We start from the raw sequence: 21,410 nt of genomic DNA on the forward strand, positions 1-21,410 counted from the left end.
TACACCCCTGTGGGGCTGGCGGCCGCGGCTGGCCTGATTCGGCGGGCCGCAGTGGACTGTATGTCCGGGCAGTGATTCTGGTGTTAAGAATAGGCCCGCGACCGCAGCAAAGGATTGCTAATATTGCTCAATAAAACATGACTTGCGCAATTTTTAACTTACAGCGGATACTTTCACGCAATAGTTATGAGAAAGGGTGTCTTCGTGAGCAAACTCGACCGGTACGATCTGAGTATTTTGGCGGAATTACAGCGCGATGCGCGCATCTCGAACCAGGAGTTGGCCGAGCGAATCGGCCTGTCTCCCTCTCCCTGCTCGCGGCGGGTCAAGCAACTGGAGGATGACGGCTATATCGCGCGTCAGGTCGCGTTGCTGGATCGAAAAAAGCTCGGGTTAAGCCTGACTGCCTACGTGCTGATCGGCATGGACCGGCACACGCCAGAGCGTTTCGAGAACTTTGAAGCGTCGATCCGCAGCCTGCCCCAGGTACTGGAATGCAGCCTGGTAACCGGGATGGACGCGGACTATCAATTGAAAGTGGTGGTGCCCGATATGGACCACTATCAAAAACTGCTGCTGGGCCACCTGACCCGCATTGATGGCGTGACCAGCGTGCGCTCGAGCTTTGTGCTCAATCAAGTGCTCAACAGCACTGAGTTGCCGTTGACCCACCTGCGCACCTGAAAGCCTGCGGGAGCTGGCATGCCGGCTCCCGGAGCAGATCAAGTGTCTGCACCTGGATCAATATCCGCTGCAATGCCTTGGCGTATACTGTTCCCGGTTTTTATCCCCGATGACGCTGGAGAACACTGATGGACCCTGCCCTGCTTGAAGAGTGGATGATGACGATTCTGGTCAGCATCCTGATCATTTTCATGGCCTTTATCGTCTGGGATCTGGCGAAGAAATCCAAAGCCGGGCGCTTCGGCTCATTTATCCTGTTTTTCGTGCTGGGCCTGGGCGTTGCTGCGTTCATCATCAAGAGCGTGGTTATCGGTTTGATCGAGTCGGGCGCGCTATAGCCGCGCCGGCACTTCCTTGTATTGCCCCTGGTCCAGCCCTTCAATCGTCCAGTCACCAATGCGCACGCGCACCAGGCGCAAGGTCGGCAAACCCACTGCCGCCGTCATGCGCCGCACCTGACGATTGCGACCCTCGCGAATCACCAGCTCCAGCCATGAAGTCGGCACGCTTTTGCGAAACCGCACGGGCGGGTTGCGCGGCCATAGCTGCGGTTCCTCAAGGGCCCGTGCTTCGGCGGGCAAGGTCTTGCCGTCATTGAGTTGCACGCCGTCACGCAGCTGTTGCAGCTGTTCGGGCGTGGCCTCGCCCTCCACTTGCACCCAGTAGGTTTTCGGCAGTTTGTGTTTGGGGTCGGCAATTCGCGCCTGCAACTGGCCGTCGTTGGTCAGCAGCAGCAGGCCTTCACTGTCCCGGTCCAGTCGCCCTGCCGGGTAAATGCCGGGAATGGGGATAAAGTCCTTGAGCGTCGCCCGCCCGCCTTCATCACTGAACTGGGTGAGCACGTCGAACGGCTTGTTGAACAGATACAGCTTGGGATCAGCCGGCGGCGCTTTGGCCACACGACGACTGGCAGCTTGAGGGGCACAACCTTTTTGTGCCGGGCGGCGTGGGGCGGGGCGAACAGGACGGGACATGGCAAACAGGACATCTGGCGATCAGGGCAGACAATGCTAGGGGCTGTTGGCGCTTCAGTGCAACAGCCCTGGCCCCTGATCGCTAAATGACCCGCCGCCACTAGCGGAACGGCGGCTCGTCGAAGCTGCGCAGTTTGCGCGAGTGCAGCGAGTTGAGCTGACAGCGCATCAAGTCCACGGCAGCGATACCGATTTTCAAGTGCTGGCTCACAGCCCGTTCATAGAACGCATTGGCCGAGCCCGGCAACTTGATTTCACTGTGCAGCGGCTTGTCCGAGACGCAGAGCAAGGTGCCGTAAGGCACACGCAAACGATAACCCTGGGCGGCAATGGTGCCGCTTTCCATGTCCACCGCCACGGCCCGGGACAGGTTGATCAGCGGACGCTCCTGGGCCCAGCGCAGTTCCCAGTTACGGTCGTCGTAGGTCAGGACAGTCCCGGTACGCAGACGTTTTTTCAGTTCATCGCCGCGCTCGCCAGTGACCTGGGCCGCAGCTTCCTGCAGCGCCAGCTGTACTTCCGCCAGGGCCGGAATCGGAATATTGGGCGGTACCACCCGGTCAAGGATTCCGTCGCGGCGCATATAGGCGTGTGCCAGCACGTAGTCACCAATGGTTTGCGACTGACGCAGACCGCCACAGTGACCAATCATCAGCCAGCAATGCGGTCGCAGTACCGCAAGGTGATCGGTGATGTTTTTCGCGTTGGACGGGCCCACGCCGATATTGACCAGGGTCACGCCATGCCCGTCATTGGCCTGCAGGTGGTATGCCGGCATTTGATAGCGATGCCAGACCACGCCTGCCGCAATGGCCTGGGCTTCGCCGTAGTCCATGGATTTTTCGATGATCACGTTGCCCGGCATCACCATGCGCACAAACCGCGGGTCGTCGCGCAGTTGCTCAAGGCCATGCAGGATGAACTGGTCAACGTAGCGATGGTAGTTGGTCAGCAGGATCCACGGCTGGACGTGGCGCCAGTCACTGCCGGTGTAGTGCACCAGGCGACGCAGCGAGAAGTCGACTCGGGCGGCGTCAAACAGGGCCAGCGGCAGCGGATCGGTGTTTTCCCAGTCGTACAGGCCGTCGGCAATCGCATCGGTCGCGGCAGACAGGTCGGTACTGGGGAATACCCGCGCCAGTGCGGCGGCAGTCACCCCGGAACCGGCGAGTTCATCGCCCTGTTCGACCACATACGGGTAAGGAATATTTTGCTGGCTGACCCCGACTTCGACTTCGACCGTGAAGTCGCGCATCAAGGGCACCAGTTGCTCGAGCAAGTAGTTTCGGAACGCCCCGGGATGGGTCACGGTGATGCTGTAAGTGCCTGGCAGTTGAACCTTGGCGTATGCCCGGGTAATGGTCGGGATTTCGCCATGGATGGTGTTGGTCAGGCGCAGCTCCGGGTAGCGGAACAGGGCACGTTCTTCGGCGCTGGGTTCGACTCGATCCTTGAGGTAACGCTTGAGTGCCTGGCTCAACGCAACGGTTGCGCGTTCGTGCAGGGCCGCTAGCCGGTCTACGGCCTCTTCAGCGGTTGAAACGACAATAAAAGCTTCGGTCACAATAAGCATCCTGTCTTCTGAACTGGCAGGCCTTTATCTTGCCTGCATCGCAGATCAAAGCACAGGGCCTTGTCGTCGCGGGTGCAGGCTGCGCTAAGGGCCACTACGCAGCCCATCGCAGCCTGCGGCAGCGACTACCAGATTGGTGCGCGTCACAGCTGCGCAGTTGAGCGGGCGACAATCGCGGCGACGTTCAGGCCCCGGGGCATAGTTCCGTAGGCCCGGCCGCTGCCTTGCAGGCGACTGGCGATAAATGCGTCGCTGACGTCACTGTCACCCGCCTCCAGCAGTAATTTGGTCTGCAGGCCCAAGGCGATATCTTCTGTCAGTTGCCGCGCCCGGTATTGAATGTCATCGGTGTCCGTGAAGGCTTTTTTCAACTGCCCGATGTGCTGCGCCAGATGCACGCTGCCATGCCCGTCCCCCAGTTCGGCAAACAGCGCATCCAGCACCCCCGGCTCTTTGGACAGGGCCCGCAGCACGTCCAGACACTGCACGTTGCCCGATCCCTCCCAGGTTGAGTTGACCGGTGCCTCGCGATACAGACGCGGCAGGATGCTGTCTTCGACATACCCCGCACCGCCCATACATTCGGCGGCCTCGTTGATCATGGCCGGGGCCCGCTTGCAGATCCAGTATTTGCCCACCGCCGTTACCAAACGCGAGAATCTGGCTTCTTGCCCATCATCCAGGTGATCCAGCGCGCGGCCCATGCGCATGCTCAAGGCCAGGGCGGCCTCGCTTTCCAGGGCCAGGTCCGCAAGGACGTTTTGCATCAAGGGTTGTTCGGCCAGCACCCGGCCACCCACCAGCCGGTGGGCACAGTGATGGCTGGCCTGGGTCAGCGCCTGACGCATCAAGGCACTGGAGCCCACCATGCAGTCGAAACGGGTCATGGCAACCATTTCAATAATCGTCGGTACGCCGCGCCCTTCTTCGCCAACCATCCACGCCAGCGCGCCGCGAAACTCGACTTCGCTGGAGGCATTGGAGCTATTGCCCAGTTTGTTTTTCAGACGCTGGATATAGAACTCGTTGCGGCTGCCGTCCGGGCGATGGCGCGGCAACAAGAAACAGGTCAGGCCCTTGTCGGTTTGCGCCAGGGTCAAGAAACCATCACACATTGGCGCCGAGCAAAACCATTTGTGCCCCAGCAGTTCATAAGCCTCCCCCGGCCCGGCCGCGCCCACGGGGTAGGCGCGAGTGGTGTTGGCGCGAACGTCGGTCCCGCCCTGCTTCTCGGTCATGGCCATACCGATGGTCACACCGGCTTTGTGGCTGATATCGACATTGCGCGGGTCGTAATGGGTCGCGAGAATTTTCGGCAACCAGATTTGCGCAATGTCCGGCTGCAGGCGCAAGGCCGGAACGCTGGCAAAGGTCATGGTCAGGGGGCAGCCGCTGCCGGCTTCGGCCTGGCTGTGCAGGTAGGTCATGCAGGCCCGTGCCACATGGGCGCCGGGCTGTGGGTCGGTCCAGGGCAACGATGGCAAACCGTGCTCGATCGCGGTTCGCATCAACTCGTGATAGGCCGGGTGAAACTCCACCAGATCAATGCGATGGCCAAAACGGTCATGGCTGACAAATACCGGTTTGTTTTCATTGGCCAGAAAACCCGCGGCCATCAAGGGGCCACCTGCCAGTGCGCCGTAGTCATCGATCCGCGATTGCGCCCAGCCCGCACCGAAGTGCCGGCCCCAGTGCTGGAGCGGCAGGTCGATGCGGTACAGGTTGACGCCGTCCAGGGAGGGCGGCTGATTGGTGACCTGGTGAGTTTCGGCGTACTGATGCAGGTTCATGGTGCGGGCTCCAAGAATCAATCTGGTGGACCCAGTGAAGCACGCATGACCATCATCACAAGGGGTATAAGCGTCTAAAGTCCGGCGCTTTTGCCCTCAGGCCCCTGCAGCAACCGCTCTGACATCAGGTGCTGCACGTCTTCATAACGCACGGGCTTGATCAGGTAGTCAGTGATGCCATCGACCTGCTGCAGCGCTTGCCGGGCCTCGGTTTCAGATTCAAACAGCGCCAGTACCGGCAGCTTCGCACAGGCCGCCAGGGTCAGCAGCTGGCCGCCCATCGACGTCCCCGAGACCAGGTTCAACGGGCATCCCAGCACCACGGCATCTACCCGTTCGCGACGCAGAACATCGATTGCCTCCCCGCCACTGTCGACACTCAGCACCCGATAACCCAGCTTGAGCAGCATGCCGCGCAGTACTACCTGGCCGGGGCTGCTGTCCTCCACCAGCAAGACCACACACTCGTTCGGGGTTCGGCTCAGGCCCTCAGCCTGCTGCGTGCTCTCAAGCGGCGATTCAAGCTCCAGCAACAGCTGGAACTGCGAACCCTGGCCCGGCTGCGAGTGATGGGTCAGGCGCCCGCCCAGCAGTTCCACCAAACGCCGACAGATCGCCAGACCGATACCCAGACCACCGTAGCTGCGGGTCATGGAGCCATCGACCTGGAAGAAGTTCTGGTACAGCTCGGCCTCTTCAATGTGGACAAAGCCGATTCCGCTGTCGATTACATTCAAGGCCAGCGCCCAGCGTCCCGGCCCTGCGGTTTTGCCGGTGACCCGTAGAATCACCCCGCCGACGCGAGTGAACTTGATGGCGTTATCCAGCAAGCACTCCAGACACTGACGAATCTTGTCGACATCGCCGACCCATTGATCGGGCAGGTTGCGCGCTATCTCATAGGAAAATTGCAGCCCCTTGTTGCGTGCAGTCGGCCCGTACTGATCGCTCAGGCTCTGCACCAGCTCGCTCAAAGCAAAGGACTGCGCGCGCATGCCAAGCCGGCCGGCCTGCAGCTCTGTGAGGGCCAGGATGCCATTGACCATATGCATCATTTCTCGCGCCGAGCCCTCGGCAGTCTGGGTGTAGAGTTCAAGCTCAGGGCCCATGTCCAGGGTTTTGATCAACTCCAGAGAGCCGATCACACCGTTCATTGGCGTGCGCAATTCATGGGTGACGGTTGCCAGAAACTCATCTTTAAGCTGGTTGGTGTGGGCCAGTTGCTGGTTCATTGCGGCCAGTTTCTGCCCGGACTCTTGCAACGTCCGCGCCTGCAAGTCACGCATGGCATTGATCCGGTCCGCGAGCGCCAGCGACAACAGGCCGACCTCGATGGCCGAGCCGATCTGGCTGGCATACATGGTCAGGAATACATTGGGCAGATAGCCCAGCACCATCAGGGTATTGACCAGACCGCCGAGCAAAAAGGCCGACCAGGCGATCACAAAGTAGCGCGCCACCCGCAAGCCGCGCACCCAGGCCACGACGCCGGAGGTAAAGATCGTGACGATGAATGCCAGGGCCAGGCCGGTTGCCAGGCGCAACGACACGGCATAGCTGGTGGTCAGGGCCAGCACCATGACCAGCACGCCCACGGCCATCAGCAACATCAGGGCACGGTCCAGCCAGCGGCTGTGGGAGGCGGTGTGTAAAAAGGTGCGGGCGAACTGGCAACCGAAAAATGCCGCCGAGCCAATCAAAAATGGCGTGGCGGCATTGGCCCACCACGGGTTGTTCGGCCAGAAGTACTGCACCGCCGCGCCGTTGACGGACAGTTGGTACAAACCGAACGAGGCGATATAGAAAATGTAATAGAGGTAGCTGGTGTCCCGCACACTGAGGAAGATAAACAGGTTGTAGACCAGCATCCCCAGCAATACGCCGTAAATCAGGCCCAGGATATAAATCCGTACCGGCTGCTGCTCGAGGTATGCCTGCGCCGACCACAGCGTCAGCGGCGCCTGGACCGAGCCCTGGCTGGCCAGACGCAAATACACGGTCTGGCTTTGCCCCGGGCTGAAGTTGAGCTCAAAGAGGTAATTGTTTTCTTTTATCTGGCGGCTGTCGAAAGGCAGTGCATCGCCGGTGCGCTCGGCCAGGCGATAGTTGCCTGAAGCGTCGGCCAGATACAGATCAATGTGATCCATTGGCGGGTAGGCCAGTTCCAGCAGCCAGGTGCGATGGATGTTCGGGTTCTGCGGCAGGTAGCTCAAGTCCACCTTGAGCCAGAAAGCCGAGTGCGAGTAGCCCGCATTCAACGAGTCTTTCTCATGGTTGCGGAACAGACCGTCCCGGGCGATAACATCTGCCAGCGTCGCCTGACCGTCAACGTCTTCGAATACTTGCATTACCCGGCCCAAGGGCAGGCTCTGGGTGGTTTCATCGAAGTCCACTGCGCTGACCAGCATCGGTAGCCAGCCCAATAACATCACGAACAAATAGCGCATACAGCCCCAGCGGTAGCCCCCGGTGACGTGCGCAAGCTCCTGTTCCCTTGGAGAGCACGTCGACCCGACGACCTGTTATTAATTTGACGTCACTCTAGCATAGCCATTAGTGGCAGATGCACATCACCGTGAAAATATGAGCGAAGTCTCTATTACGGCCATTACAGAGGACATGGCGCGGTTTATCCGGATGTTTTTTCCGGCAAATGAAATCTGCTGGCTGCCAGATGACCGACGCGGAGCAAGCCGCCCCAAAAAAGCGTTTGGTGGTAAGCTCGCGCACCATGAATATCTACAGTTCTCGCCCCGTTGTCCTCTGTCTCTCCGGCCATGACCCCAGTGGGGGTGCCGGCTTGCAGGCAGATATCGAAGCCCTGCTGGTTCAAGGTTGTCATGCCGCTCCCGTGGTCACCGCCCTGACTGTGCAGAATACCGTCAATGTCAGCGATTTCCGCGTGCTGGATCGCGAGTGGGTACTGGCCCAGGCCAATGCCGTGCTCAGCGACTCCACGGTTGCGGCCGTCAAGCTGGGCATGCTCGGCTCACTGGAAATGGTCGACACCGTGGTCGAACTGCTTCAGGCCAACCCGCACTTGCCGATGGTCTGTGACCCGGTGCTGCGGGCCGGCGGTGGCGGACGACTGGGCAAGGACGAAGTGGGCTATGCCATGCGCGAGCGTCTGCTGCCATTGGCCACCATCGCCACGCCGAACCTCCCCGAAGCCCGCATCCTCGCCGAACTGCCCGACGGCAGCGCCGATGAATGCGCCGAAAAGCTGCTGCCCTTTTGCCAGCACCTGCTCATCACCGGCGGACACGGCGATGAACACGAAGTCCATAACCGCCTCTACAGCCGCGACGGCAGCCGTCACACCTTTACCTGCCATCGTTTACCTGGCAGCTATCACGGCTCGGGCTGCACCCTGGCCAGCACCCTGGCCGGGCGCCTGGCCATCGGCGAAAATCTGGTCAGCGCAGTTGAAACCGCACTCAATTACACGTGGCGCACGTTGCGTGATGCCGAGCAGCTGGGGCAGGGACAGTTTGTCCCGCGTCGCTTGCCGCTGGACTTCTGTTCGTAACCATGAGGCTCGACCTATGACCCTGCGCGGCCTGTATGCAATCACTGACAGCCAGCTGCTGGCTGGCAAGCTGCTGCCTTTTGTCGAGGCGGCCCTCGATGGCGGGCTGACGCTGTTGCAATATCGCGACAAAAGCAGCGACGACGCCCGCCGCCTTCGCGAAGCCGAGGCCTTGCGCACTTTATGTGAGCGCTACAAGGCGCACCTGGTCATCAATGATGATGCCGAGCTGGCGGCGCGCCTTGGCGTCGGCGTGCACCTCGGACAGACCGATGGCCCGCTGACACCCGCCCGTGCCCTGCTGGGCCGACAGGCGATCATTGGCGCCACTTGCCACAGTCAGGTTGAACTGGCCGAGCAGGCCGCCGGGGAAGGCGCGAGTTATGTCGCCTTCGGCCGCTTCTTCAATTCCAGCACCAAACCCGGGGCTCCCACCGCGACCCTGGACGTGCTTGATCAGGCACGCTCGCGACTGGCCCTGCCGATTTGTGTGATTGGCGGCATCACCCTGGAAAACGCAGCGCCACTGGTGGAGCACGGCGCCGATTTGCTGGCAGTGGTACACGGCCTGTTTGGTGCTGACAGCACCCGGGAAGTGACCCGCCGCGCTCGCGCCTTCAACACTTTGCTACGCATTTAAATACCGAATCCTGATTCAGAGAGAGCCCATCATGTCTCGTTCCGAAACCCTGTTTGCCAACGCCCAAAAACACATTCCGGGCGGCGTTAACTCGCCTGTCCGTGCATTCAAAAGCGTGGGCGGCACTCCATTGTTCTTCAAGCACGCCGAAGGCGCCTACGTCACCGACGAAGACAACAAGCGCTACGTGGATTACGTCGGCTCGTGGGGCCCGATGATTCTGGGCCACAGCCACCCGGACGTGCTGGATGCGGTACGGGCGCAACTTGAGCACGGTTTGTCCTACGGCGCTCCGACGGCCATGGAAACCGAAATGGCCGATCTGGTGTGCTCGATTGTGCCGTCGATGGAAATGGTGCGCATGGTCAGCTCCGGCACCGAAGCCACCATGAGCGCCATTCGTCTGGCCCGCGGTTTTACCGGTCGAGACAACATTCTCAAGTTTGAAGGCTGCTATCACGGGCACTCGGACAGCTTGCTGGTCAAGGCCGGTTCCGGCGCACTGACCCAAGGCGTACCGAGTTCGGCCGGGGTTCCTGCAGACTTCGCCAAACACACCCTGACCACTGCCTTCAACGATATCGACGCGGTTGAACAGCTGCTGAGCGAAGTCGGCGACACCGTGGCCTGCATCATTGTCGAGCCGGTGGCCGGCAACATGAACTGCGTGCCACCTGCTCCGGGCTTCCTGCAAGGTTTGCGCAGCCTGTGTGACAAACACGGCGTGGTATTGATTTTTGACGAAGTGATGACCGGTTTCCGCGTCGCCCTGGGCGGTGCCCAAGCCCATTACGGCGTAACCCCGGACCTGAGCACCTTTGGCAAAATCATTGGTGGCGGCATGCCAGTAGGCTGCTTCGGCGGCAAGCGCGAAATCATGCAGCACATCGCGCCACTGGGCCCGGTGTACCAGGCCGGCACCCTGTCCGGAAACCCGCTGGCCATGGCTGCGGGCCTGACCACGCTGCGCCTGATCAGCCGTCCGGGCTTCCACGCCGAGCTGAGCGACTACACCACCCGCCTGCTCGACGGCTTGCAGCAACGTGCCGATGCCGCCGGCATTCCATTTGTTACAACCCAGGCAGGAGGCATGTTTGGCCTGTACTTCAGCAGCGCCGATGACATCGTCACCTTCGAAGACGTCATGGCCAGCGATGCCGACCTGTTCAAACGCTTCTTCCACCTGATGCTCGAAGGGGGCGTGTACCTGGCGCCGAGTGCCTTTGAAGCAGGTTTCACCTCGATCGCCCATGGCGATGCCGAGTTGCAACTGACACTGGATGCTGCGGAACGCGCATTTGCCGCGCTGAAGTAACCCGCAAAACCGGCAGGGTTTAGCCCCTTGCCGGTTTTTTATCCCGGTTATGGCTCATTCGTTTATGCCGCCTGTCCAAAATCGTCTTAAATCAATGGATATCGCGCTCAGGCAGCAGAAAAACGAGTAAAGACTTTGTAAGGTTGCCTCCGCTTATTTCATAATGCGCGCCTATACATCCCATGGCCGGGCTTGCCCGCCTTTCAGAGGTACGTCGATTCCCATGAACCGCACCGGCCGCGCCCTTGCTCTGGGCTGCCTGTTGCTCCTACAGCCGCTGCTTGTCCAGGCAGGCGGTAACTCGTTGTTGATCCCAGCAATGGGTCGCTGCACCCTGAATACTCAACCAGAAGACCTGGCTGAGGCATTGGCTGCATGCGAAGCTGCGGCAAAAGACGGGGATGCAGAAGCCGAATACGAGTTAGGCGAGTTCTATTACGACGGTAAAAACACCCCGCGCGACCTCAACAAGGCTCTGAGCTACTTCGAGCAAGCGTCGCTGCAAGGCCACGCCATGGCCCAGTTCCAGCTCGGCACCATGTTCTACAAGGGCGAAGGCGTACCGGCCAATAACATTCAGGCGTATATCGTGCTGAAAATGGCGGCCGTCAATGGCGCCGAAGATGCACTGGACACTGCCGACCTGGTGGCGGAGCAAATGCCCCGCGACCAACTCGAAACCGCGACCCAGGTGCTGGGACAGATTTTCCGCAAGTACTTGCTGGAACTGCAATCGGCCGACGGACGCTCGCCGTTCTCACCGCTACCCTGACCTGCCCGCAACACTCCAGGGCCGGCACAGGTTCCTGAGCCCTACTTCTCCGGCATCGGAAACGGAAACGGCATCACGTTGCTCATGCCACGTGCTTCGCTGATCTTAGGCGTACCCAGGCGCTCAACCTCGTCGATGCGCACAATCGAGTGCATTGGCACAAAGCTGCGCACAACACCTTCAAACTGAGCCTTGAGCTTTTCTTCGCTCGGATCGACGACCATTTGCGTACGCTCCCCGAAGACGAATTCCTCTACTTCCAGGAAACCCCACAGATCACTTTGATAGATCTGCTTGGCGTACATTTCGAACACCTGGCCCTGGTTGAGGAAAATCACCTTGTAGATTGGAGCTTCACGTTTGGTCATGGTGGGCGGGTAAACATCTAAGGATAAAAAAGAGGGCGCAAACTATAGCATAGCCACCCTAGGAAGCAGCGGCCATGCCCCCTATAATGTGCGGTTCTTTGAATCACTTGATGAACACCCATGGCCAAGAAGCTTTACATCGAAACCCACGGTTGCCAGATGAATGAGTACGACAGCTCGCGCATGGTCGACCTGCTGGGTGAACATCAGGCCCTGGAAGTCACAGCGCGCGCTGAAGACGCTGATGTCATCCTGCTTAACACCTGCTCGATCCGGGAACGGGCCCAGGACCGCGTGTATTCGCAGCTGGGCCGCTGGCGCGAGTTGAAACTGGCCAATCCCGACATGGTGATTGCCGTGGGCGGTTGTGTCGCCAGCCAGGAAGGCGCGGCGATCCGTGATCGCGCCCCCTATGTCGACGTGGTTTTCGGCCCGCAGACCTTGCACCGCCTGCCTGAAATGATCGACGCCGCACGCCTCACCAAGCTGCCGCAGGTCGATGTTTCGTTCCCGGAAATAGAAAAGTTTGACCACCTGCCGGAGCCCCGCATCGACGGCCCGAGCGCCTACGTCTCGGTGATGGAAGGCTGCAGCAAGTACTGCACGTTCTGTGTGGTGCCCTACACCCGCGGCGAAGAAGTCAGCCGCCCGTTCGACGACGTGCTGGCTGAAGTCCTGCACCTGGCTGAAAACGGCGTACGTGAAGTGACCCTGCTGGGTCAGAACGTTAATGGCTATCGCGGCCTGACCGAAGGCGGCCGCCTGGCGGACCTTGCCGAACTGATTCGCGTAGTGGCGGCGATCGACGGCATCGAGCGCATTCGTTACACCACCTCGCACCCGCTGGAGTTCTCCGACAGCCTGATCCAGGCCCACGCCGAGGTGCCGGAACTGGTGAAACACCTGCACTTGCCGGTGCAGTCGGGATCGGACCGCATTCTCTCTGCGATGAAGCGCAACCATACGGCGCTGGAGTACAAGTCCAAGCTGCGCAAGTTACGCGCTGCGGTACCGGGCATCTGCATCAGCTCAGACTTTATTGTCGGCTTCCCCGGCGAAACCGAAAAAGATTTCGAACAGACCATGAAGCTGATCGAAGACGTCGGCTTCGACTTCTCTTACTCCTTTGTCTATAGCCAGCGCCCCGGTACTCCGGCGGCTGACCTGGCTGACGAGACGCCGGAGGAGCGTAAAAAAGAGCGTCTGAACGCGCTGCAACATCGCCTGAATCAGCAGGGTTTCGAGATCAGCCGACAGATGGTGGGTTCAACCCAGCGGATCCTGGTCACCGACTACTCGAAGAAAGACCCCGGTGAACTGCAAGGCCGAACCGAGAACAACCGTATCGTCAACTTCCGCTGCGACAACCCGCAACTGATCGGGCAATTTGCCGACGTACACATCGATGCCGCCCAGCCTCACTCGCTGCGGGGCTCGCTGCTGAATTAAGCAACCCTTCCATAATGCAGGAGCGAGCTGCTGGCTTTCAAAAGCTCGCAAGCAAGCTCGCTCCTGCAATGAAGGTCAAACATTTAGCGAAGTCCTTTCGTACGAGGTCTGCTAGCGTTATCCTTCAACTCATCTCAATTGCCTAAGGGCGGCTAAATACGACCTTGAACGCACCCATCGAACCACATCGTTTTCTCCTTGAGCCTTTTGAGGCTCGCCGCTTCGCCAATCTGTGCGGACAATTCGACGAGCATTTGCGCTTGATCGAACAACGTCTCACGATCGAAATCCGCAATCGCGGCAATCAATTCGAATTGATCGGCGACCCCAAACTGACCTCCTCCGCAGAAAACCTGCTGCGCCGCCTGTACCGCGAAACCAAGGCTTCCGAGCTTTCGCCGGACATGGTGCATCTGTTCCTGCAAGAATCAGCAGTAGAAGACCTGGACAGCAACCCGGTGGCTGAAGCCAGCATCGCTTTGCGCACCAAAAAGGGCATGATTCGCCCTCGCGGCATCAACCAGCAGCGCTACGTCAAAGAAATCCTGGGCAACGACATCAACTTCGGCATTGGCCCGGCCGGTACCGGCAAGACCTACCTGGCCGTGGCCTGTGCCGTGGATGCTCTGGAGCGCGAGCAAATCCGCCGCATCCTGCTGGTGCGCCCGGCGGTCGAAGCGGGCGAAAAGCTCGGCTTCCTGCCCGGCGACCTGTCGCAAAAAATCGACCCGTATCTGCGCCCGCTGTATGACGCGCTGTACGAGATGCTGGGCTTTGAATATGTGGCCAAGCTGATCGAACGCCAGGTCATTGAAGTGGCGCCCCTGGCCTATATGCGCGGTCGCACGCTGAACAACAGCTTCATCATTCTCGACGAAAGCCAGAACACCACCGTCGAGCAAATGAAAATGTTCCTGACCCGTATCGGCTTCGGCTCTACCGCCGTGATCACCGGTGACATTACCCAGATTGACCTGCCAAAAGGCACCAAGTCCGGGCTCAACCATGTCATCGAAGTGCTCAAGGATGTACCGGGCATCAGTTTCACCCACTTCCAGTCCAAAGATGTCGTGCGCCATCCTCTGGTGCAGCGCATCGTAGAAGCCTACGGGCGCTATGAACAGGAAGCTGCAGACAAGCTGGCCGCACTGCCCGCTGCAAAGGATTACCGCCGCGATGCTTGAGCTTGACCTGCAACGGGCCACTGATGCGCCTGCCCCCGACGAAGCCCGGTTCCGCCAATGGTGCGAACTGGCTTTGCGCCAACGTACTGCCGACTCGGAAATGACCATTCGCCTGGTCGACGAAGCCGAAGGCCGTGAACTCAATCGCACCTGGCGCCAGAAAGACTACACAACCAACGTTCTGTCCTTCCCGGCCGACGTGCCAGACGAATTCCTGGATATTCCGTTACTCGGTGATCTGGTGATTTGTGTTGCGGTGGTTGAGCGCGAAGCGGCAGAGCAAGGCAAGGCGCTGGACGCCCACTGGGCTCACCTGGTGATTCACGGCTGCTTGCATCTTCTGGGTTACGACCATATAGAAGATGAAGAAGCCGAAGAGATGGAAGCGCTGGAACGAACGTTGCTTGCAGAGCTGGGTCACCCTGACCCCTATGCAGACGACGAAGCTGATTAACACCCACTAAAACTACCAAGGGATACGAGTAAATCGCTATGAGCGAAGACCGATCGAGCAACGGGCAAAAGTCATGGTTAGGTAAACTGACCCAGGCCTTTGCCCATGAGCCGAAAAACCGCCAGGAGCTGCTTGAGCTGCTGCGCGAAGCACACCAGAACAAACTGCTGGACAGTGAAGCACTGGCCATCGTCGAAGGCGCCATCCAGGTGGCTGACCTGCAGGTACGGGACATCATGGTTCCGCGCTCGCAGATGATCAGCATCAAGGCGACCCAGACACCCCGCGAGTTTCTCCCGGCGATCATCGATGCGGCGCACTCGCGCTACCCGGTGATCGGCGAAAGTCACGACGACGTCCTGGGCGTCCTCCTGGCCAAAGACCTGCTGCCGCTGATCCTTCAAGAGAACGGCGACAAGTACAACATCAAGGATTTGCTGCGTCCGGCGACCTTTGTCCCTGAGTCCAAGCGCCTTAACGTACTGTTGCGCGAGTTCCGCGCCAACCATAACCACATGGCCATCGTGATTGACGAATACGGCGGTGTGGCCGGTCTGGTGACGATTGAAGACGTGCTGGAGCAAATCGTCGGCGATATCGAAGACGAGCACGATGTTGAAGAAGACAGCTATATCAAACCGCTGCCCAGCGGCGACTTCCTGATCAAGGCCCTGACCCCCATCGAGAACTTCAACGAGTTCTTCGACAGCGAATTCTCCGACGATGAATTCGATACCGTGGGCGGCCTGGTCATGAGTGCATTCGGGCACTTGCCAAAACGCAACGAAATCACTGAAATAGGTCCTTACCGCTTCCGCATCCTGAATGCTGACAGCCGCCGGATTCATTTGATTCGTCTGACGCCTATTGCCCGCTAAACCCAAACCCTAAGGATTGAAATGCGCTGGATAACACCCCCCGGCTGGCCCGGTAACTTGCTGGCCGTGGTGGCCGGCGCACTGACAACCCTGGCGTTGGCCCCCTTCGATATCTGGCCACTGGCACTGGTAGCCCTGGCCCTGTTCTATCTCGGTCTGCGCGACCTGTCGCCAAAACAGGCGCTGGGCCGTGGCTGGTGTTATGGCTTTGGCCTCTTCGGCGCCGGCACCAGCTGGATTTACTACAGCATTCACCACTTTGGTGGCGCATCCGTGCTGCTGGCGGGACTGTTGATGCTGGCCTTTACGGCGGCAATTGCCTGGTTCTTCGCCCTGCCAGCCTGGATCTGGGCACGCTGGATCCGGCGCAATGAAGCTCCACTGGCAGACACGCTGGCGTTTGCGGCGCTGTGGGTGGTCCAGGAAGCCTTTCGCGGCTGGTTCCTCACCGGTTTCCCCTGGCTCTATTCGGGTTACAGCCAACTTGACGGACCTCTGGCCGGGCTTGCCCCGCTGGGAGGCATGTGGCTGATTTCCTTCACTCTGGCACTGACCGCAGCCTTGTTGTGCAACCTGCCACGCCTGATCAAGGCCAAAAACAAAGCCTTTGTGGTTGCCGGCGCCGCGCTGCTGATCGGTCCGTGGGGCATCGGCATGGCGCTCAAGCATCACGCCTGGACCAGCCCCTCGGGTGACCCGCTGAGTGTTGCGGCGATTCAGGGCAACATCGAACAAAGCATGAAATGGGACCCGGCACAGCTTGATGCACAGCTGGCGCTGTACCGCGACATGACATTCAGCTCTAAACGGGCCGACCTGATTATCTGGCCAGAAACAGCGGTCCCGGTGCTCAAGGAGAACGCCGAAGGCTTCCTGAGCATGATGAGCCGCTTTGCTGCCGAGCGGAATTCAGCGCTGATTACCGGCGTGCCGATTCGCCAGGAAGTGCGCCATGAATCGCGCTATTTCAATGGTATCACCGCCGTTGGCGAGGGGGATGGCAGCTATCTGAAGCAGAAGCTGGTGCCGTTTGGCGAATACGTTCCGCTTCAGGACGTGCTGCGCGGGGTCATTGCGTTCTTTGATCTGCCGATGTCCGACTTTGCTCGCGGCCCGGCCGACCAGGCCATGCTGCAAGCCAAGGGCTATCAGATCGCGCCGCTGATTTGCTATGAAGTGGTGTACCCGGAATTCGTGGCCGGCCTTGCCGCCCAGAGCGATATTTTGTTGACCATCAGCAACGACACCTGGTTCGGCACCTCGATTGGTCCGCTGCAACATCTGCAGATGGCGCAAATGCGCGCGCTTGAGGCCGGGCGCTGGATGATTCGGGCAACCAACAATGGTGTCACTGCACTGATTGACCCGAACGGGCAAATCACCACACAAATTCCGCAATTCGAGCGCGGCATCATGTACGGCGAAGTGGTGCCGATGCACAACCTCACGCCTTATCTGCAATGGCGCTCATGGCCACTGATCATTTTGTGCGGCCTGCTGTTAGGCTGGGCACTGATCACCAGCCGGATTGCCAAGACGGTGTGATGCGCAAGCACAGCTAAAAGGAATATTGTGGGAGCCGGCTTGTCAGCGATGGAGTCGCCACAGCCGGCAGGGTAAATCGAATTTCCTGTACGCTGCCAAGCCAGCTCCCGCAAAAAAACACTGTGCAGTCAGCGATACAACCAGGGGTAGGCAATCTGCCCCACCGCTTCATTAAGCAACAGCCCGGACTGCCAGAACGATTTGTACTCTGGCATCCAGCCACCCAGCGGTCTCTCGCTATCAGCGCTGAAGAAACCGACCGGGGCCGGCACTACCTCAAACCCTGCCTGTTGAAAACTCCACACCGAACGCGGCATATGCCAGGCTTGGGTGACCACCACTACCCGCTTGATGCCTTGCGCCAGAAGGATGTCGGCCGTCATCTGTGCGTTTTCCCACGTGGTCCGGCTTTGCTCTTCCTTCCAGCGTACTTGCACCCCGAAATCATCGCGCAACGAGTCCGCCATCATCTGCGCCTCACTGGGCGGTGTGCCGTAATGCAGGCCACCCGTGGTCAATACCGGCAAACCCGAAGCCTTGGCCAGCCGGGCGGCATAACGCTGGCGCTCCAGGCCCATTGCCGTGGGCTGGTCGCTGCCCCATGCAGGGTCACCCCGCTCGCGTCCGGAGCCGAGCACCACAATGGCATCCGCACGCCCGGCCAGGGTCGACCATTCGCTGGCGGCCAATGCCGGCTCACGCTCGATCGCGCGGGCGCCCCATTGCACGACCACCGGCAAACTCATCAGCCACAAACCGCCTACCCCCAATGCAAACAGCACGCCGGCCAGCCGCGGACGGGTGCTACGTAGCCACCAGGCGAGCACCAGCAACAGCAAGAGAATTCCGGGGGGTAAAAGAAGTTGTTTAACGAAATATCGAATAGGCATCGGGCATCTCCACAGATGCCCGAAGCCTAAGGGGGTTAAAGCGACGCATCAACAGGGCAGGTCAAAAACTCAAACACCTGTTACGTCATACCGAGGGTACCTGTGTCGTGACACAGCTTGCATCATGGGCCGGCCGAAACGCCGAGTGCCCCTATACTCCCTGTACCCTGTCCTTCAGCCAGATGACCTTGGCCTTGGGGCGGGTATCCCGTTCGTTCATGCTGCCTTGCGAGCGTCCATCAGCCTCACGCCCGATCCGGTTCAAATAGACGTTGATCAACTCCAACTCGGCACGACTCAAACCACGCAGTTCCAGCTCGACAGGACGTTCGTCTCGTAATCGAACTGCCGTGTTTGCTGAATCAAGAGCCACACTCAAACGATCAATCAGCCGCTCATACACCTGCGTTTTTATAGCTTTGCGTTGCGTCTCTGCCATCCGTTCACCTCATTAAGGAAATAGTTCTTCCCCTCGCAGAGTTTAGCTGCGCTTCAAAAACCAGCGTGCTGCTGCGACCAACGGAGTGATGAGGCAATCAGGGTTTCCCTCGATAGAGTGGGGTCATGTATGCTACGGGACTTCCTGTAACCCCTGCTCCAACCTGACCGGGCAACACAATAGCCGGTATAAGTTGAAGAGGATTAGGCCACCCTTTATTAGTACAAGTAGCCATGCACGAACAATATCAGCCCCGTGAAATAGAAGCCGCCGCCCAATCATTCTGGGACAACCAAAAGTCCTTCGAAGTCAGCGAAGATCTAGGCAAGGAAACCTACTACTGCCTATCGATGTTCCCGTACCCAAGCGGCAAGCTACACATGGGGCATGTGCGTAACTACACCATCGGTGACGTGATCTCCCGTTACCAGCGCATGCTTGGCAAAAACGTCCTGCAGCCCATGGGCTGGGACGCCTTCGGCATGCCTGCCGAAAACGCCGCGATGAAGAACAACGTCGCGCCGGCCAAGTGGACCTACGAAAACATTGCCTACATGAAAACCCAGCTGCGCAGTCTCGGCCTGGCTGTGGACTGGTCCCGGGAAATCACTACCTGCAAGCCCGATTACTACCGCTGGGAACAATGGCTGTTCACTCGCCTGTTCGAAAAAGGCGTGATCTATCGTAAAAACGGCACCGTGAACTGGGACCCGGTTGACCAGACCGTTCTGGCCAACGAGCAAGTGATCGACGGCCGCGGCTGGCGTTCCGGCGCGGTGATCGAGAAGCGCGAAATCCCGATGTACTACTTCAAGATCACTGCCTACGCAGATGAACTGCTTGAAGGCCTCGATGACATGCCCGGCTGGCCGGAGCAGGTCAAAACCATGCAGCGCAACTGGATTGGCAAATCCCGCGGCATGGAAGTGCAGCTCCCCTACGACGTCGACTCCATCGGCGAAGCGGGTACGCTCAAAGTTTTCACCACCCGTCCAGACACCCTGATGGGCGCGACTTACGTGGCCGTGGCTGCCGAGCACCCGCTGGCGACCCAGGCTGCACAAGGCAATCCCGAGCTGCAAGCGTTCATCGCTGAATGCAAGGGCGGCAGTGTTGCCGAAGCCGACATGGCGACCCAGGAGAAAAAGGGCCTGCCAACCCCGCTGTTCGTCAAGCACCCGCTGACCGGTGAAAAGCTCCCGGTATGGGTCGCCAACTATGTATTGATGCATTACGGCGATGGCGCAGTCATGGCTGTTCCGGCACATGACGAGCGCGATTTCGAATTCGCCACCAAGTACAACTTGCCGATCAAGCCGGTTGTTCGCACCAGCGCTGGCGACGAGACACCGGCTCCGTGGCAAGCGGCTTATAACGAACACGGCCTCCTGATCAATTCCGGCGAATTCGACGGTCTGGACTTCCAGGCTGCATTCGACGCCATGGAAGCGGCCCTGACCGCCAAAGGCCTGGGTCAATCCCGCACCCAGTTCCGCCTGCGCGACTGGGGCATCAGCCGCCAACGTTACTGGGGCTGCCCGATCCCGATCGTGCACTGCGATACCTGCGGTGACGTTCCGGTACCACAAGACCAGTTGCCTGTCGTGCTGCCGGAAGACGTCGTGCCCGATGGCGCCGGCTCTCCATTGGCGCGCATGCCTGAGTTCTACGAGTGCAGCTGCCCTAAATGCGGCGCACCGGCCAAACGCGAAACCGACACGATGGACACCTTCGTCGAGTCGTCGTGGTACTACGCCCGCTACGCCTCGCCCCACTATGAAGGCGGCCTGGTTGAAAAGTCGGCGGCTGACCACTGGCTACCGGTTGATCAGTACATTGGCGGTATCGAACACGCCATCCTGCACCTGCTTTATGCACGCTTCTTCCACAAGCTGATGCGCGACGAAGGCCTGGTGAGCTCCAACGAGCCGTTCAAGAACCTGCTGACCCAGGGCATGGTGATCGCCGACACTTACTTCCGTACGCTGGACAACGGCGGCAAGGACTTCTTCAACCCTGACGACGTTGTCATCGAACGTGACGCCAAGGCCAAGATCATCGGCGCCACGCTGAAGAGCGACGGCCTGCCGGTGGAAATCGGCGGCACGCAGAAAATGTCCAAGTCGCTGAACAACGGCGTTGACCCGCAATCCATGATCGAACAATACGGCGCCGATACCTGCCGCCTGTTCATGATGTTTGCATCGCCGCCTGACGCCAGCCTGGAGTGGTCGGATTCGGGTGTTGAAGGTTCACACCGTTTCCTCAAGCGCGTATGGCGCCTGGCTCACGCCCACGTTGGCCAGGGCCTGCCGCAAGCACTGGACATCGCTACCCTGAACGACGGGCAAAAAGTAATCCGTCGCGCTATCCACCAGGCCATCAAGCAAGCCAGCCTGGATGTCGGTCAGCATCACAAATTCAACACTGCCGTCGCCCAGGTGATGACCGTGATGAACGTGCTCGAAAAAGCACCACAAGCCACCGAACAGGATCGCGCCTTGCTGCAGGAAGGCCTTGAGACAGTTGCATTGGTACTGGCCCCCATCACGCCGCACATCAGCCATGAGCTGTGGAACCAACTGGGCCACGCCGGTGCAGTCATCGACGCGCCATGGCCGACGCTGGACGAAAATGCACTGGTTCAAGACACCTTGCAGCTGGTTATCCAGGTCAATGGCAAATTGCGCGGTCATATCGAGATGCCGGCCGGCGCCAGCCGTGAAGACGTTGAGGCGGCTGCCCGCACCAACGAAAACGTGCTGCGCTTTACCGAAGGCCTGACGATCCGCAAAGTGATCGTTGTGCCAGGCAAACTGGTCAATATCGTCGCCAGCTAAATTGGAACAGGCGCCCGCCCCCAGTGCGGGCGCCCAATAAAACCTTCAGGGCCGCTCAGTCGGCCTATCTGGTTTCAAGGGGAGCT

The 21,410-nt window shown here is 59.5% G+C and carries 19 protein-coding genes; 12 read left to right on the top strand and 7 right to left on the bottom strand.

The annotated features are described in order from the left end of the window. The first annotated feature begins 186 nt into the window (after positions 1-186). Positions 187-684, top strand: a complete 498-nt coding sequence (locus tag EQV90_RS03630) for an Lrp/AsnC family transcriptional regulator (protein WP_165439585.1) — start codon at positions 187-189, stop codon at positions 682-684. A gap of 128 nt (positions 685-812) precedes the next feature. Next, positions 813-1,022 carry a DUF2788 domain-containing protein gene (locus EQV90_RS03635; RefSeq protein WP_003444116.1) on the top strand — a complete coding sequence of 70 codons (210 nt, stop codon included), beginning with the start codon at positions 813-815 and terminating at the stop codon, positions 1,020-1,022. On the opposite strand, the gene EQV90_RS03640 is transcribed toward EQV90_RS03635, so the two are convergent. The 4 genes from EQV90_RS03640 to EQV90_RS03655 all read right to left on the bottom strand — a co-directional run bounded on the left by EQV90_RS03640 (position 1,017) and on the right by EQV90_RS03655 (position 7,468). Continuing rightward, entirely contained in the window at positions 1,017-1,583 is a 567-nt protein-coding gene (locus EQV90_RS03640; RefSeq protein WP_003444118.1) for a pseudouridine synthase, read from the bottom strand. The two genes, EQV90_RS03635 and EQV90_RS03640, sit on opposite strands and share 6 nt — an antisense overlap. A 175-nt stretch (positions 1,584-1,758) precedes the next feature. Further along, a complete protein-coding gene (gene amn, locus EQV90_RS03645; RefSeq protein WP_165439584.1) occupies positions 1,759-3,231 on the bottom strand; it encodes an AMP nucleosidase in 1,473 nt (490 codons plus the stop codon). Between the two features lie 143 nt (positions 3,232-3,374). Further along, positions 3,375-5,021: an acyl-CoA dehydrogenase family protein gene (locus tag EQV90_RS03650; RefSeq protein ID WP_240877755.1), complete on the bottom strand. Its 1,647-nt coding sequence runs from the start codon at positions 5,019-5,021 to the stop codon at positions 3,375-3,377. A gap of 74 nt (positions 5,022-5,095) precedes the next feature. Next, complete coding sequence (locus EQV90_RS03655) at positions 5,096-7,468, bottom strand: hybrid sensor histidine kinase/response regulator (protein ID WP_240877756.1); 2,373 nt, start codon at positions 7,466-7,468, stop codon at positions 5,096-5,098. 284 nt (positions 7,469-7,752) lie between these two features. Here EQV90_RS03655 and EQV90_RS03660 point away from each other — a divergent pair, with 284 nt between their 5' ends. The 4 genes from EQV90_RS03660 (at position 7,753) to EQV90_RS03675 (ending at position 11,277) form a co-directional block, all read left to right on the top strand. Further along, complete coding sequence (locus tag EQV90_RS03660; RefSeq protein ID WP_240877757.1) at positions 7,753-8,550, top strand: hydroxymethylpyrimidine/phosphomethylpyrimidine kinase; 798 nt, start codon at positions 7,753-7,755, stop codon at positions 8,548-8,550. A 16-nt stretch (positions 8,551-8,566) separates the two neighbouring features. After that, entirely contained in the window at positions 8,567-9,190 is a 624-nt protein-coding gene (gene thiE, locus EQV90_RS03665) for a thiamine phosphate synthase (protein WP_160626709.1), read from the top strand. 31 nt (positions 9,191-9,221) lie between these two features. Continuing rightward, entirely contained in the window at positions 9,222-10,505 is a 1,284-nt protein-coding gene (gene hemL / locus EQV90_RS03670) for a glutamate-1-semialdehyde 2,1-aminomutase (RefSeq protein ID WP_003444137.1), read from the top strand. A gap of 223 nt (positions 10,506-10,728) precedes the next feature. Further along, positions 10,729-11,277, top strand: coding sequence for a tetratricopeptide repeat protein (locus tag EQV90_RS03675; protein ID WP_003444140.1), 549 nt, complete (start codon positions 10,729-10,731; stop codon positions 11,275-11,277). Positions 11,278-11,318: 41 nt separating this feature from the next. On the opposite strand, the gene EQV90_RS03680 is transcribed toward EQV90_RS03675, so the two are convergent. Then, on the bottom strand, positions 11,319-11,645 hold the full coding sequence (locus EQV90_RS03680; RefSeq protein ID WP_003444141.1) for a DUF1820 family protein: 327 nt from the start codon (positions 11,643-11,645) through the stop codon (positions 11,319-11,321). A gap of 120 nt (positions 11,646-11,765) precedes the next feature. On the opposite strand from EQV90_RS03680, the gene miaB reads away from it, so the two are divergent. The 5 genes from miaB to lnt all read left to right on the top strand — a co-directional run bounded on the left by miaB (position 11,766) and on the right by lnt (position 17,155). Next, positions 11,766-13,094 (top strand): tRNA (N6-isopentenyl adenosine(37)-C2)-methylthiotransferase MiaB, encoded by a 1,329-nt coding sequence (miaB, locus tag EQV90_RS03685; protein ID WP_003444143.1) that lies wholly within the window; start codon positions 11,766-11,768, stop codon positions 13,092-13,094. A 164-nt stretch (positions 13,095-13,258) separates the two neighbouring features. Continuing rightward, on the top strand, positions 13,259-14,278 hold the full coding sequence (locus EQV90_RS03690) for a PhoH family protein (protein WP_003444145.1): 1,020 nt from the start codon (positions 13,259-13,261) through the stop codon (positions 14,276-14,278). Beyond that, on the top strand, positions 14,271-14,732 hold the full coding sequence (ybeY, locus tag EQV90_RS03695; RefSeq protein ID WP_240877758.1) for an rRNA maturation RNase YbeY: 462 nt from the start codon (positions 14,271-14,273) through the stop codon (positions 14,730-14,732). The genes EQV90_RS03690 and ybeY overlap by 8 nt, the downstream gene beginning before the upstream one ends. A gap of 38 nt (positions 14,733-14,770) precedes the next feature. Beyond that, positions 14,771-15,610: an HlyC/CorC family transporter gene (locus EQV90_RS03700; protein WP_003444149.1), complete on the top strand. Its 840-nt coding sequence runs from the start codon at positions 14,771-14,773 to the stop codon at positions 15,608-15,610. Positions 15,611-15,631: 21 nt separating this feature from the next. Beyond that, positions 15,632-17,155: an apolipoprotein N-acyltransferase gene (gene lnt, locus EQV90_RS03705; protein ID WP_003444151.1), complete on the top strand. Its 1,524-nt coding sequence runs from the start codon at positions 15,632-15,634 to the stop codon at positions 17,153-17,155. A 128-nt stretch (positions 17,156-17,283) separates the two neighbouring features. On the opposite strand, the gene EQV90_RS03710 is transcribed toward lnt, so the two are convergent. Both EQV90_RS03710 and EQV90_RS03715 read right to left on the bottom strand, forming a co-directional pair. Further along, complete coding sequence (locus tag EQV90_RS03710; protein WP_240877759.1) at positions 17,284-18,045, bottom strand: YdcF family protein; 762 nt, start codon at positions 18,043-18,045, stop codon at positions 17,284-17,286. A gap of 151 nt (positions 18,046-18,196) precedes the next feature. Next, positions 18,197-18,484, bottom strand: a complete 288-nt coding sequence (locus EQV90_RS03715) for a hypothetical protein (RefSeq protein ID WP_003444155.1) — start codon at positions 18,482-18,484, stop codon at positions 18,197-18,199. 233 nt (positions 18,485-18,717) lie between these two features. Here EQV90_RS03715 and leuS point away from each other — a divergent pair, with 233 nt between their 5' ends. After that, the gene (gene leuS, locus EQV90_RS03720; protein WP_240877760.1) at positions 18,718-21,324 is read left to right on the top strand and encodes a leucine--tRNA ligase; all 2,607 of its coding nucleotides are present in this window, start codon (positions 18,718-18,720) and stop codon (positions 21,322-21,324) included. Positions 21,325-21,410: the final 86 nt, after the last annotated feature.

Origin of the sequence: Pseudomonas sp. TMW22089, assembly GCF_022496645.1 — a bacterium.
Classification (GTDB): Bacteria; Pseudomonadota; Gammaproteobacteria; order Pseudomonadales; family Pseudomonadaceae; genus Aquipseudomonas; species Aquipseudomonas paraversuta.

What these genes read in the sequence shown, in the direction of transcription:
- EQV90_RS03715 (WP_003444155.1), bottom strand. Translation starts at nt 18,484, where the DNA reads ATGGCAGAGACGCAACGCAAAGCTATAAAAACGCAGGTGTATGAGCGG.
- EQV90_RS03675 (WP_003444140.1), top strand. Translation starts at nt 10,729, where the DNA reads ATGAACCGCACCGGCCGCGCCCTTGCTCTGGGCTGCCTGTTGCTCCTA.
- thiE (WP_160626709.1), top strand. Translation starts at nt 8,567, where the DNA reads ATGACCCTGCGCGGCCTGTATGCAATCACTGACAGCCAGCTGCTGGCT.
- EQV90_RS03680 (WP_003444141.1), bottom strand. Translation starts at nt 11,645, where the DNA reads ATGACCAAACGTGAAGCTCCAATCTACAAGGTGATTTTCCTCAACCAG.
- amn (WP_165439584.1), bottom strand. Translation starts at nt 3,231, where the DNA reads ATGCTTATTGTGACCGAAGCTTTTATTGTCGTTTCAACCGCTGAAGAG.
- leuS (WP_240877760.1), top strand. Translation starts at nt 18,718, where the DNA reads ATGCACGAACAATATCAGCCCCGTGAAATAGAAGCCGCCGCCCAATCA.
- EQV90_RS03700 (WP_003444149.1), top strand. Translation starts at nt 14,771, where the DNA reads ATGAGCGAAGACCGATCGAGCAACGGGCAAAAGTCATGGTTAGGTAAA.
- ybeY (WP_240877758.1), top strand. Translation starts at nt 14,271, where the DNA reads ATGCTTGAGCTTGACCTGCAACGGGCCACTGATGCGCCTGCCCCCGAC.
- EQV90_RS03660 (WP_240877757.1), top strand. Translation starts at nt 7,753, where the DNA reads ATGAATATCTACAGTTCTCGCCCCGTTGTCCTCTGTCTCTCCGGCCAT.
- EQV90_RS03710 (WP_240877759.1), bottom strand. Translation starts at nt 18,045, where the DNA reads ATGCCTATTCGATATTTCGTTAAACAACTTCTTTTACCCCCCGGAATT.
- EQV90_RS03635 (WP_003444116.1), top strand. Translation starts at nt 813, where the DNA reads ATGGACCCTGCCCTGCTTGAAGAGTGGATGATGACGATTCTGGTCAGC.
- hemL (WP_003444137.1), top strand. Translation starts at nt 9,222, where the DNA reads ATGTCTCGTTCCGAAACCCTGTTTGCCAACGCCCAAAAACACATTCCG.
- lnt (WP_003444151.1), top strand. Translation starts at nt 15,632, where the DNA reads ATGCGCTGGATAACACCCCCCGGCTGGCCCGGTAACTTGCTGGCCGTG.
- miaB (WP_003444143.1), top strand. Translation starts at nt 11,766, where the DNA reads ATGGCCAAGAAGCTTTACATCGAAACCCACGGTTGCCAGATGAATGAG.
- EQV90_RS03650 (WP_240877755.1), bottom strand. Translation starts at nt 5,021, where the DNA reads ATGAACCTGCATCAGTACGCCGAAACTCACCAGGTCACCAATCAGCCG.
- EQV90_RS03630 (WP_165439585.1), top strand. Translation starts at nt 187, where the DNA reads ATGAGAAAGGGTGTCTTCGTGAGCAAACTCGACCGGTACGATCTGAGT.
- EQV90_RS03655 (WP_240877756.1), bottom strand. Translation starts at nt 7,468, where the DNA reads ATGCGCTATTTGTTCGTGATGTTATTGGGCTGGCTACCGATGCTGGTC.